The organism is Collinsella aerofaciens, assembly GCF_028209395.1.
Classification (GTDB): domain Bacteria; phylum Actinomycetota; class Coriobacteriia; order Coriobacteriales; family Coriobacteriaceae; genus Collinsella; species Collinsella aerofaciens_AZ.
In genome coordinates, this window is record NZ_JAQLDQ010000003.1 from 21,009 (window position 1) to 33,104 (window position 12,096).

Consider the following 12,096-nt stretch of genomic DNA (forward strand, 5'->3'; position numbering starts at 1 on the left):
TAACGAACTGGAAACAATATTCATCTATGAAAGAAACTTACTCGATAAGCGTAATGAAATATGCGATGAGTGGTTAATTATACTCGGTTTGTAGCTTTACTTTAATAAAGACGTCCTGCAATTACATTACCTGAATAAAGCGCCTTGCACGGGGCGCAAAGAAAATTCCCCGCTGTTTGGCAAATGCATAAACAGCAGGGGAGACGATAATTGGATGAATATCATACCAATGTGGAATTACTTCTTCCGGCGGTGGATCACGTTGATCGCATAGCCGACGAGCATGGCCAAAACGATGATGATAAAGCCGAGCAGGGGATTGTCGTTCATAGGGTCCTCCTATTTTCCGAGCGGGGAGAATTCGTCGACGATGAGGTCGAGGCATTGCGGAAGCGCGCGGGCTCCAAAGACGCCCGAATTGCTGGAGATAATCTCGCCATCGAACTGCATGCCCAGCGACGGGGTGCAGGTGATCTTGGCTTCCTTGGTCTGGATGATCTTGAACTGCGGGCGGCCGAGTACCTTGCCGGCGGGGTCGAGTGCGGCGGTGATCACAGTCGGTAGAAGCTGCACAGTTTTTACGGGTTCGATGACCGCAATGTCGACCATGCCATCGTTCATACGGCAGTCGGGGAACAGGTTGATGTCGTTTTGGATGACCGAGGTGTTGCCGGCCATGCAGCAGATGCCGTCGAGCTCCTCGACAATGCCGTCATGCTCAATCGTAAAGTGCGCCACCGTGGGATTGGGCGTGGCGAGCGCGGAGAGGAAGTAAGCGATCTCGCCGATGTCGTTTTTGGTGGGGGCGGCCTTCATCATGATCTCGGCGTCGAAGCCCGAGCCGGCGATGATGATAAAGCCGTGGCGCTTCTCGTTGCCGTTCTCGTCGAGCCAAAAGAGCTCGCCCATGTCGACTTTGACCGTGCGACCGGCACGGCAGGCCTTGGCGAGCGCCGCCGCCTCGGGGGCATTACCGATGTTGTTGAAGAACAGGCAGGCCGTACCGGAGGGGAAGACGAGCGTGGGGACACCGCATCCGCGCATCTGGTCGAGCACGTTGGAGACAGTGCCGTCGCCGCCCGAAACGACCACGCGGTCAAACTCGCGCACGTCTGCCACGGCGTCCTCGGGTTCCATGCCATCGCCGATAAAGCGCATCACGACCTCGTCGCCGCCCTGTGCAAGGGCGTGCGTGAATGCGAAGATTTCATCTGAGCTGGGGCCCGATGCCGGGTTGTGGATGATAAGGCAGCGCATACTTACGTTCCCGTTCTGTGACTAACCGAGTATAGTTGTAAGGCAATGCCGATATCCTACCCGTGTTTTTCGGGCCTAACCTTATTCGATGGGTTGATATGTACATTTCCACACATCAGGCTCTACTCGACTTTTGCCAGCGCGCCCGTGAGTTCGACGCGATTGCCGTCGATACCGAGTTTTTGCGCGAGCGCACGTTCCATCCGCGTCTGTGTTTGGTTCAGATTGCCACCCCTGCCGAGAGCGTAGCGGTCGATCCCCTGGTAATCGACGACCTATCGCCGCTGGCCGAGCTTATGGCCGACGAGAGCGTGACCAAGGTCTTCCACGCCTGCTCGCAGGATATGGAGGTCATGCTCCATACCGTAGGCGTGCTGCCGCGTCCGATTTTTGACACGCAGGTGGCCGCCGCCTTTTTGGGCGAGCGTCAGCAGATTTCCTACGGCGCGCTCGTGCAGACGTTTTGCGGCGTCTCATTGCCCAAGACCGAGTCACTGACCGACTGGTCGCGTCGCCCGCTGACCGATAAGCAGATTGAGTACGCGATCGATGACGTCAAGTATCTGATCGTGGCCTATACCGAGATGATGAGCCGCCTGCGCGAGCTGGGCCGCGTGGACTGGGTGCTCGACGAGCTGCGCCCGCTGGCTGACGAGTCGCACTATCGCGCCGATCGCCACGAGGCGTTCCGCAAGGTCAAACGCATCAACTCGTGCAGTCGTCACCAGCTGGGTATCGCGCGCGAGCTCGCCGCCTGGCGTGAGGACCGCGCCGAGCGCCGCAACATCCCGCGCAAATGGGTCATGTCCGACGACACGCTGCTTGCGCTCGTTAAACGCAATCCCGTGCGCGTTGAGGAGTTCCGCAGCATTCGCGGTACCGATCAGTTGGGGGAGCGCGACGTGGACGGTGCGCTCATGGCCATCAAGCGCGGCGCAAGCTGCCCGCACGATCGCCTGCCGCTCATGGTGCGCGGGCATCGCCAGATCTCTCCGGAGTTGGAGAGCGTGACGGATCTCATGTACGCGCTCATCCGCCTGGTTGCCGAACGCTCGGGAGTGGCGACCTCGGTCATTGCCTCGCGCGATGACCTGGCCGACTACATTGAGCATCCCGAGCAGAGCCCCTTGCGCGAAGGCTGGCGCTTTGAGCTTGTGGGCTCGCGCCTGGACGATCTGCTCTCGGGCAACATGGGGTTGACGGTCAAAGATGGCAAAATTGAATTGCTGTAAGGAAGCCTAGCCGCTTGAGTGGGTAGAATGCCTCCAACGTGTAACTCGATTCGGAGGAATTCGCATGCCTTATTACTATGGATACGGCTTTGGCATCGACCCGCTGTACCTGCTGGTTGTTCTTGTCTGCACGGTGATTGGTCTTGCCGCACAGAACTATATCAACTCGACGTACAAAACCTGGTCCAAGGTTCGCTCGGACGGCGACACGGGCGCCACGGTCGCTCGCCGCATGCTCGACGCCAACGGCTGCAACGCCGTGGGTATCAAGGGTGTCGCCGGCGAGCTCACCGACCATTACAACCCGCAGGACAATAACCTGTATCTCTCGGATGCCAACCGTTCGGGCGGGTCGGTCGCAAGCGTTGCCGTCGCCTGCCACGAGGCGGGCCATGCCGCCCAGCGTCAAAGCGGTTACGCCATGATGAAGGTTCGCACCGCCCTCGTGCCGGTCGTCAACTTTACCCAGAACACCTGGACCATCGTGTTGCTCTTGGGCCTGTTTATGAACATCGCGGGACTCACGACCCTCGCACTGATCTTCTTCTCGTTTAGCGTGCTGTTCCAACTGGTTACGCTGCCGGTTGAGATTGATGCCAGCCGGCGTGCCGTGGCGTATATTGAGCAGTCGGGTATGAGCTCCAAGCAGGTCAACGGTGCCAAGAAGGTGCTGACGGCCGCCGCGCTTACCTATGTGGCTGCGGCGCTCACCTCGATTATTCAGCTGCTCTATCTTATGGCTCGCTACAACAGAAACTCCAACCGATAACAAATGGGACAGGCAGGCGCCGCGGGGATTCGTGTCCCCGCGGCGCTGTACTATGTGTTGGACTTGAATTTGCGCAGGGCCGGAGCCCATGTGCACGATGACGAAAGGAGGCTGCGTGGCGGGCTGGAATCTAACCGGCAATGCCGTTTCCGCCGAGTTCGACGGTTCGGACGATCAGGAGCGCAAGGAGCTCAGCGTGAGCCAGGCGGTGGAGATCGCCGCCGGCGCGCTCGATGCCATTCCGCAGCTGAGCGTTTTGGGCGAGGTCACGGGTTTTCGTGGTCCCAACGCCCGAAGCGGCCACTGCTACTTTCAGATCAAGGACGACTCGGCGGCCGTCGACTGCATCATCTGGAAGGGCGCCTATCTCAAGCGCACGTTCGATCTGCGCGACGGCATGCAGGTGAGCTTTAAGGGCAGCTTCAATCTCTATAAGGCCACGGGCCGCATGAGCTTTGTCGCTCGCTCGTTTTCGCTGGCGGGGGAGGGTCTGCTGCGTCAACAAGTGGCGCAACTGGCCGAAAAGCTACGCCGCGAGGGCCTGATGGACGAAGCGCGTAAGCGCCGCATCCCGGTGTTTTGCTCCCGCGTGGCGGTCGTTACCTCGCTTTCGGGTGCCGTAATCGACGACGTCAAGCGCACATTGCGTCGTCGCAACCCGCTCGTCGAGCTCGTCTGCGTGGGCGCTAAGGTTCAAGGCGAGGGTGCGCCGGCCGAGCTTATTGAGGGCCTGCGCCGTGCCGCCGCCATCACGCCAGCGCCCGACTGCATCTTGCTGGTGCGCGGCGGCGGCTCCTTTGAGGACCTCATGACCTTTAATGACGAGGAGCTTGCCCGCGCGGTGGCGGCTTGTCCTGTGCCCGTGGTGACCGGCATTGGCCATGAGCCCGATACCTCGATCTGCGATATGGTGAGCGACCGCCGCGCCTCCACGCCCACGGCGGCGGCCGAATCGGTGGCGCCGGCTATGACGGAGTTGGCCGATGTACTCGAGGCGCGCCATCAGCGCCTGGGTGCCGCGATGGCATCGATGATTGGGTCGAATCAGGTTGATCTGGAGATGCTCGACCAGCGCGGTCGCCGCGCCTGGGATACCTATACGGCCCGCTTGGGCGATGCGCTCGATGCGGCTGCGTGCCGCCCGTGCCTCAACGACCCAACGTTTATGGTCGAGCGTCGCGAATCGGAGCTTGCGCTGACTGCCGATCGCCTGTCGGGCGCCATAGTACGTTCGGTCGGGACATTCCGCTCCAACTTTGAGCGCCTGCCCGAGCGTCTGGTTGCAAGCACCTCGGGGCTCGATGGCAAGCGCCATGCGCTCGCGCTTGCGAGTTCCCGTCTGGAGCATCAGGGGCGCACGATGCTCAACAAGCCCGCGTCCGACCTGGGCCGTGCGGCAGCCTCACTCGATGCCCTGTCGCCGCTCAAGGTGCTTGCCCGCGGTTACTCCATCGCGTACAGCGATGACGGTGTGGCTACGAGCGCCAAGACCTTTAAGCCGGGCGACGCCATCCGCGTGCGTATGGCAGACGGCAACGTGGCTGCAACGGTCGATACGGTCGAGTAGGCCGCGTTTCATAGCGATAAACCTTTAGGAAAGGAAACAGATATGGCAGAGAAGACCCCGGTCGAGCAGCTTACGTACAAGCAGGCCTCGCAGGAGCTGGAGCTCATCATCCGCAGCTTGGAGTCGGGCGATATGGAGCTCGAGGAGTCGCTCGAGAGCTATACCCGCGGCGTCGAGCTCCTCAAGAGCCTGCGTAGTCGCTTGTCCGATGCCGAGCAGAAGGTCTCGGTGCTCTTGAAGGACGTCGACGGCAACGACGTGCTCGCCGACGGCGAAGCCGCCAACACCGACGACAGCCTCTCGTTCTAACCACCTCGCAGCCTACTTTGGGGTAGTCTTTTTGGGACGGGGCTTTTTTGACTACCCTTGCGCGATGGCTCGCCGAGTGCTTGCGCTTGCAAAAAAAGTAGTCAAAAAAGCCCCGTCCCAAAAAGACTACCTTGGTCTGTGAGAAAGGAACCAACCATGTGTGATTGCATCTTCTGCAAAATTGCCAACCACGAGATCCCCTCGACCGTTGTCTATGAGGACGACCAGGTCATCGCGTTCGACGACCTCAATCCCCAGGCGCCGGTCCACACGCTCGTGATCCCCAAGAAGCACTACAGCGACATCGCCGACAACGTACCGGCCGAGACCATGGGCGCCATGGCTCACGCCATCCAGGAGGTCGCTAAGGCCAAGGGCTTGGAGGACGGTTTCCGCGTCATCTCCAACAAGGGCGTTAACGCCGGCCAGACCGTCATGCACTTCCACATGCACGTTCTCGGCGGCAAGAACCTGGGCGAGAACCTCATCTGAGGGCGCCTCTTCCGTGCAATGAAACGGAAGCTCAGGCATCGATAACTTATATATCAACGCCAATAAACCCGAGCGCGAGGGCGTTTGGGTTTATTATTGAAGCGTATGTAACCTGGCGGCGCCACACCGCCTGTTAGTAGGGAGACACATGAACGTTCTGGTCGTCAACGCAGGATCTTCGACCCTTAAGTATCAGGTCATCGATACCAAGTCCCACAAGGTGTCCGCAAAGGGCTCCTGCGAGCGCGTCTGCTTTACCGGCGGTACCTTCACCCACGCTGCCAACGGTTCCAAGAAGGTGACCGAGAACATCGAGTTCCCCGACCACAAGGTCGCCATCGAGGTCGTCCTGAAGGACCTCGAGGCCAACGGCGTCAAGATCGAGGGTATCGGCCACCGTATCGTTCAGGGCGGTTGGTACTTCGGTGATTCCTCCCTCGTCGACGAGGACGTCCTCGCCAAGATCCGCGAGGTTGCTCCGCTCGCCCCGCTGCACAATAACCCCGAGGCCAACGTTATCGAGTACTGCCTCGAGCAGTATCCCGACCTGCCCAACGTCACGGTTTACGACACCGCTTTCCACTTCAACATGCCCGAGGTCGCCAAGACTTACGCCCTGCCCAAGGACGTCTGCGACAAGCTGCACATCCGTAAGTACGGCGCCCACGGCACCAGCTACCGTTACATCTCCAAGAAGGTCGCCGAGATGACCAACGGCGAGGCCCGCAAGGTCGTCGTGTGCCATATCGGCTCCGGCGCTTCCCTGTGCGCCATCGAGGACGGCAAGTGCATGGACACCACCATGGGCTTGACGCCGCTCGACGGCGTTATGATGGGCACCCGCTGCGGCTCCATCGACCCGGCTACCGTGTGCTACCTGCAGCGCGAGGGCGGCTACACCTTCGACGAGGTCGACGAGATGATGAACAAGAAGTCCGGCCTTTTGGCTGTGACCGGCGGCAAGACCAACGACTGCCGCAACGTCGAGGAGCTCGCCGCCGCTGGTGACCCCGATGCTCAGCTCGCCTTCGACATGTTTGTCTACAAGATTGCCGCCAAGGCTGCCGAGATGGCTACTTCTATGTGCGGTATGGACACCCTGGTCTTTACTGCCGGTATCGGCGAGCACGCTCCGGCTGTTCGCGCCGGCGTTGCCGACCGTCTGGCCTTTATGGGCGTCAAGATGGATCATGCCCGCAACGCCCTGCGTGGTGACGGCGCTTGGTGCCTGTCTGCCAAGGATTCCAAGGTCAAGATTTTCGTCATCCCCACGGACGAGGAGTTCATGATCGCTTCCGACGTCGAGCGCATCGTCAACGGCAAGTAATTGCAAGAGGGGAGGGGCTGGACGACCGAGCGCCGTTCGGCCCCTCTTTTGCGCTCGTTGGGCGATATGACTGATAGTTATTTATTAAGTTGTGATAACTTCTTATTAAAATGCGGCCGCCTTAAGGGGTCTGCGTCGACCGTATTGCACTGCAAAGGAGTCTCATGAACGTACTTGTTGTCAACGCCGGCAGCTCAAGCCTTAAATATCAGCTTTTGGATACCGATACCCGAGAGGTTTTCGCCAAGGGCAACTGCGAACGTATCGGTTCGGACATGGGCATCTTTGGCCACTCCGAGAACGGTGGCGCCAAGCAGACCGAGGAGGTCCCTTTCCCCGATCATCGCTCTGCTATCGCTCGCGTGCTCGAGGAGCTCGAGAAGACCGACTTTACGATTGATGGCATTGGCCATCGTATCGTTCAGGGCGGCTGGCACTTCGATGATTCCGCGGTCGTCGACGATGAGGTCATGGCTAAGATCCTTGAGGTGGCCCCGCTCGCTCCGCTGCACAATTACGGCGAGGCCGCGGCAATCGAATATTGCCGCGAGAAGTATCCGGAGCTGCCCAACGTGGCCGTCTTCGACACCTCGTTCCACATGACCATGCCCGAGGTCGCCTACACCTACGCGCTGCCCAAGGACGTGTGCGACAAGTACCACGTGCGTAAGTACGGCGCACACGGTACGAGCCACCGCTACGAGTGGATGATGGCCAAGGAGATCCTGGGTTCGCGCTGCCACCGTCTGCTTTCGTGTCATCTGGGCAACGGTGCTTCGCTTGCTGCCATCGAGGACGGTGTGTGCCGCGATACCACGATGGGCCTCACGCCGCTTGACGGCCTGATGATGGGTACCCGCTGCGGTTCCATTGACCCGGCCACCGTGTGTTATCTGCAGCGCGAGGGCGGCTACAGCTATCAGGAAGTCGATGACATGATGAACAAGCAGTCCGGTCTGCTTGCCATCTCGGGCATCTCCAACGACGCTCGCGACATCCGTACACGCGCCTCCGCGGGCGACGAGCGCTGCCTGCTCGCCTTCGATATGTTCGCCTACAAGGCCATGCAGCAGGCCGGCTCCATGATCGCTTCCATGGCGGGCGTGGATACCATCACCTTTACCGCCGGTATCGGCGAGAACGACTGGTCGATCCGCAAGGCCTTCTGCGACTGCTTTGAGTGGCTGGGCGTGCGCATCGACACCAACAAGAACCGCGAGGCCGTGGGCAACGGCCCGCAGGTCATCAGCGCCGCCGGCTCTTCCGTCACGGTCATGGTCATCCCCACCGACGAGGAATACATGATCGCCCACGACGTCGAGCGCCTGACCGCGAACAACTAGCGCGTTCGATTGCGATTGAACGAAAGGCCTCCCGAGCAGTTCGGGAGGCCTTTTTGCTAGCAGGCGGAAATTCCAGCCTCAAAGTGATTACCACCAGCAACGCCTGCGCTCCCAGCAACGATACCCATCCATTCAGATCTTCAGCTCCAGCTCGTAGCCAAGCCGCCGTCCACCCCAGATACCCTAATTGCTACGTTGCGGTAGAAGGCCGTACGGGCTAACCCCTGAAAAACAATCCGCAGACCAGAAACGCCCCCGTTCGTAGCTCCGGAGGAGCAGAACGGGGGCGTTTCATTGGTCGAGGACGTTTTCAGGGGTTAGCCCGTACGGCCTTCGGGCGAGTGCGTACGCTACTCAGCCATCTGAGCCTGGACGGCGGTGATGGCCACGACACCCACGATGTCGTCGGCAGAGCAGCCGCGCGAAAGGTCGTTAACCGGCTTGGCGATGCCCTGCAGGATGGGGCCGTAGGCGTCGGCGCCGGCGAAGCGCTGGACCAGCTTGTAGCCGATATTGCCTGCCTCGAGGTCGGGGAACACGAGCACGTTGGCCTTGCCGGCAACGGAGGAGCCGGGAGCCTTGAGCTGGGCGACGGTGGGGACGATAGCGGCATCGAGCTGCAGGTCGCCGTCGATGGCGAGCTCGGGAGCCTTCTCCTTGCAGAACTTTACGGCCTCTTGGACCTTCTTGGCGACCTCGCCGCCGGCGGAGCCCATGGTGGAGTAGGAGAGCATGGCCACGTGCGGCTCAACGTTGCCCATGAAGGTGGACCAGGAGTGAGCGGAGGCGATGGCGATCTCGGAGAGCTCGTCGGAGGACGGGTTGATGTTGAGGCCGCAGTCGGCGAAGATCAGCGTGCCGTCGGTGCCGAACTGCGGGGTGTCGGTGCACATCACGAAGAAGGCCGAGACCAGCTTGGTGCCCGGGGCGGTCTTGAGGATCTGAAGTGCAGGGCGCAGGGTGTCGGCGGTGGAGTGGCAGGCGCCGGAGACCAGGCCGTCGGCGTCGCCCATCTTGACCATCATGGTGCCAAAGTAGGTGGCGTCCATCACCTGGGCGCGAGCCTGCTCGATGGTAACGCCCTTCTTGGCGCGGATCTCAGCAAACTTCTGCGCATACTCCTCGTGCTTCTCGGCATTGCGCGGGTCGATGACGGTAGCGCCGGGAACGTTGATCTCGTCGGGGTTGCCCAGGATGACGATCTTTGCCAGGCCCTCCTCGATGATTTTGGTGGCCGCGACGATAGTGCGCGGATCCTCGCCCTCGGGCAGGACGATCGTCTTAAGGTCGGCCTTGGCGGCAGACTTCATACGGTTTAGGAAATCGCTCATGTTACTCCTTACAAGCGTTTCGCTAAGCTCCAGGCACCCGGCTGTTCACGAATAAACCCGCTGCTAGCGGGTTTACCTTTCAATTATGTACGCCGCGGTGCTTGAGCTTTCCTTGTGTGGCAAGCTCATTATAGGACGCATTAGCGCTATAATCGCTCTGATAAATATGTCTCGAAGAATGTTCGAGAAAAGCCCAGCTAACGAGCCCGTGGCTTTTGACAAGGAGTATCGATGCAGATTACCTCAGGCCTGCCTGAAGGCTTTAACGCCGGCGCGTACGACATGATTGTCGTCGGTGCTGGATATGCCGGTGCCGTTTGCGCCCGCCGTCTTGCCGAGACCATCGGCTATCGTGTTGCCGTTTTGGAGCGCCGTAGCCACATTGCGGGCAATGCCTATGACTGCACTGACGAGGCCGGAATCCTGATTCACGAGTACGGTCCGCATATCTATCACACCTTTAACGAGCGCGTGCACAATTTCCTGTCGCGCTTTACCAAGTGGACGGATTATCAGCACAAGGTGCTCGCCAACATCAACGGTACCCTTATGCCCGTGCCCTTCAACCATGCGAGTCTCAAGCTCGCCTTTGGTGACGAGCGCGGCGAGGAGCTGTATCAGAAGCTCGTGGAGACCTTTGGCAAGGATGTCAAGGTGCCCATTATGGAGCTGCGTAAGAAGAACGACCCGGATCTTGCCGAGGTCGCCGATTACGTCTACGAGAACGTCTTTTTACATTACACCATGAAGCAGTGGGGCCAGACGCCCGATCAGATCGACCCCTCGATCACCGGCCGCGTTCCCGTCTTTGTGGGCGATGATGACCGCTACTTCCCGCAAGCTCCCTTCCAGGGCATGCCGCAGGAGGGCTACACGGCGCTCTTTGAGCACATGCTCGACCACGACCTGATCGACGTGTTCTGCGACGTGGACGCCCGTGACCTCTTTGAAATCGACGACACCACCGTCAAGATCGACGGCAAGGTCTATGGTGGCGAGATCGTCTACACCGGTCCACTCGACGAGCTGTTCAACCTCGACTTGGGTGCGTTGCCGTACCGCACGCTCGATATGAAGTTCGAGACGCTCGATATGGACCGGTTCCAGCCCGTGGGCACTGTCAACTACACCACGAGCGAGGACTACACGCGCATCACCGAGTTCAAGAACATGACCGGTCAGGTCCTGCCCGGCAAGACCACCATCATGAAGGAGTACTCCAAGGCCTATACGCCCGGCTCGGGCGAGACGCCGTACTACGCCATTCTTGAGCCCGAGAACCGTGAGCTCTATGAGCGCTATCTTGAGCGCGTCCAGAACCTGACGAACTTCCACCCGGTGGGTCGTCTGGCCGAGTATCGTTACTACGATATGGACGCCGTGACCAATTCTGCCCTCGATCTTTCGGATGAGATTATCGCCTGCCATGCATAAAGTCATAACATTCGGTATTCCCTCGTATAACGCCGCCAAGGACATGGACCATTGCATCACCTCCATCTTGGAGGGGAGCAATTACGCTACCGATATCGAGATTATCGTGGTGGACGACGGCTCCAAGGACGAGACGGCCGATAAGGCCGATGAGTGGGAGGCACGTTATCCTGGAATCATCCGCGCGGTGCACCAGGAGAATGGCGGTCACGGTATTGCCGTCCTTTCGGGTCTGCGCGAGGCGCAGGGCACCTACTACAAGGTTGTCGACTCGGACGACTGGCTTGACGGCGCTGCCCTTTCGACCATGCTGTCGATTCTGCGTGGCTTTGAGGAGCGCGACCAGCGCGTTGACCTGTTTATCTCGAACTACGTGTACGAGAAGGTTTACGAGGGCACGCATACCGCTATTGGCTACAAATTTGCCCTGCCGCGCAAAAAGATCTTTTCCTGGGATCAGATCGGTCATTTCCGCCTGGACCAGAACCTTCTCATGCACAGCCTGTGCTATCGCACGGATGTGCTGCGCGAGTCCAACCTTCCCATGCCGCCGCACACGTTCTATGTGGACAACATCTACGCCTACGTGCCGCTGCCGCGTTGCAAGACCATGTACTACGCCGACATCGACCTCTACCGCTACTTTATCGGTCGCGAGGGCCAGAGCGTCAACGAGGCAACGATGGTCAAGCGTCTGGACCAGCAGTTCCGTGTTACGCGTATCATGATGGAGTCGTACCACTTGTACAGCGATGTTGGGTCGTCGCGCCTGCGTTCGTACATGATGGGCTACTTCACCATGATGATGGCGATCTGCTCGGTGCTTACCAAGCTTTCCGAGGAAGATTGCGCCGACGAGCGCCTAAAGACGCTGTGGAATGATTTGAAGGCCTATGACGAGCGCATGTATCGTCGTGCCCGCTACGGCGTGGTCGGGTTCTTCACCAATCTGCGCGGTCGTGCCGGTGACAAAACCACACTCGGCCTATACCGTCTTGCCTCAAAGATCTTCAAATTCAACTAGCTGCTGAGTAA

Annotated in this window: 11 protein-coding genes; 9 read left to right on the forward strand and 2 right to left on the reverse strand. The window is 59.6% G+C overall.

The features are described from left to right. Positions 1-339: 339 nt before the first annotated feature. Entirely contained in the window at positions 340-1,257 is a 918-nt protein-coding gene (locus PMW67_RS02200) for a diacylglycerol/lipid kinase family protein (protein WP_138339781.1), read from the reverse strand. 98 nt (positions 1,258-1,355) lie between these two features. On the opposite strand from PMW67_RS02200, the gene rnd reads away from it, so the two are divergent. From rnd to PMW67_RS02235, 7 genes are all read left to right on the forward strand, one after another. Further along, complete coding sequence (gene rnd, locus PMW67_RS02205; protein WP_006234315.1) at positions 1,356-2,489, forward strand: ribonuclease D; 1,134 nt, start codon at positions 1,356-1,358, stop codon at positions 2,487-2,489. 64 nt (positions 2,490-2,553) lie between these two features. Further along, on the forward strand, positions 2,554-3,258 hold the full coding sequence (locus PMW67_RS02210) for a zinc metallopeptidase (RefSeq protein WP_161159686.1): 705 nt from the start codon (positions 2,554-2,556) through the stop codon (positions 3,256-3,258). A 115-nt stretch (positions 3,259-3,373) separates the two neighbouring features. Further along, entirely contained in the window at positions 3,374-4,825 is a 1,452-nt protein-coding gene (gene xseA, locus PMW67_RS02215) for an exodeoxyribonuclease VII large subunit (RefSeq protein ID WP_334204041.1), read from the forward strand. Positions 4,826-4,867: 42 nt separating this feature from the next. Continuing rightward, entirely contained in the window at positions 4,868-5,134 is a 267-nt protein-coding gene (gene xseB, locus PMW67_RS02220) for an exodeoxyribonuclease VII small subunit (RefSeq protein WP_271738628.1), read from the forward strand. Positions 5,135-5,290: 156 nt separating this feature from the next. Further along, on the forward strand, positions 5,291-5,626 hold the full coding sequence (locus PMW67_RS02225; protein WP_035137921.1) for a histidine triad nucleotide-binding protein: 336 nt from the start codon (positions 5,291-5,293) through the stop codon (positions 5,624-5,626). Between the two features lie 148 nt (positions 5,627-5,774). Next, complete coding sequence (locus tag PMW67_RS02230; RefSeq protein ID WP_055309796.1) at positions 5,775-6,953, forward strand: acetate/propionate family kinase; 1,179 nt, start codon at positions 5,775-5,777, stop codon at positions 6,951-6,953. Positions 6,954-7,117: 164 nt separating this feature from the next. After that, on the forward strand, positions 7,118-8,296 hold the full coding sequence (locus tag PMW67_RS02235) for an acetate/propionate family kinase (RefSeq protein WP_271738629.1): 1,179 nt from the start codon (positions 7,118-7,120) through the stop codon (positions 8,294-8,296). A gap of 350 nt (positions 8,297-8,646) precedes the next feature. Here PMW67_RS02235 and pta read toward each other — a convergent pair whose 3' ends face one another. Further along, the gene (pta, locus tag PMW67_RS02240) at positions 8,647-9,627 is read right to left on the reverse strand and encodes a phosphate acetyltransferase (protein ID WP_271738630.1); all 981 of its coding nucleotides are present in this window, start codon (positions 9,625-9,627) and stop codon (positions 8,647-8,649) included. A 231-nt stretch (positions 9,628-9,858) separates the two neighbouring features. On the opposite strand from pta, the gene glf reads away from it, so the two are divergent. Both glf and PMW67_RS02250 read left to right on the forward strand, forming a co-directional pair. Continuing rightward, positions 9,859-11,061: a UDP-galactopyranose mutase gene (gene glf, locus PMW67_RS02245; RefSeq protein WP_271738631.1), complete on the forward strand. Its 1,203-nt coding sequence runs from the start codon at positions 9,859-9,861 to the stop codon at positions 11,059-11,061. Continuing rightward, positions 11,054-12,085 carry a glycosyltransferase family 2 protein gene (locus PMW67_RS02250; RefSeq protein WP_271738632.1) on the forward strand — a complete coding sequence of 344 codons (1,032 nt, stop codon included), beginning with the start codon at positions 11,054-11,056 and terminating at the stop codon, positions 12,083-12,085. Before glf ends, PMW67_RS02250 begins: the two co-directional genes overlap by 8 nt. Positions 12,086-12,096: the final 11 nt, after the last annotated feature.

Coding starts and splice junctions, on each gene's coding strand:
- PMW67_RS02200 (WP_138339781.1), bottom strand. CDS start 1,257: ATGCGCTGCCTTATCATCCACAACCCGGCATCGGGCCCCAGCTCAGAT.
- rnd (WP_006234315.1), top strand. CDS start 1,356: ATGTACATTTCCACACATCAGGCTCTACTCGACTTTTGCCAGCGCGCC.
- PMW67_RS02210 (WP_161159686.1), top strand. CDS start 2,554: ATGCCTTATTACTATGGATACGGCTTTGGCATCGACCCGCTGTACCTG.
- xseB (WP_271738628.1), top strand. CDS start 4,868: ATGGCAGAGAAGACCCCGGTCGAGCAGCTTACGTACAAGCAGGCCTCG.
- PMW67_RS02225 (WP_035137921.1), top strand. CDS start 5,291: ATGTGTGATTGCATCTTCTGCAAAATTGCCAACCACGAGATCCCCTCG.
- PMW67_RS02230 (WP_055309796.1), top strand. CDS start 5,775: ATGAACGTTCTGGTCGTCAACGCAGGATCTTCGACCCTTAAGTATCAG.
- PMW67_RS02235 (WP_271738629.1), top strand. CDS start 7,118: ATGAACGTACTTGTTGTCAACGCCGGCAGCTCAAGCCTTAAATATCAG.
- pta (WP_271738630.1), bottom strand. CDS start 9,627: ATGAGCGATTTCCTAAACCGTATGAAGTCTGCCGCCAAGGCCGACCTT.
- glf (WP_271738631.1), top strand. CDS start 9,859: ATGCAGATTACCTCAGGCCTGCCTGAAGGCTTTAACGCCGGCGCGTAC.
- PMW67_RS02250 (WP_271738632.1), top strand. CDS start 11,054: ATGCATAAAGTCATAACATTCGGTATTCCCTCGTATAACGCCGCCAAG.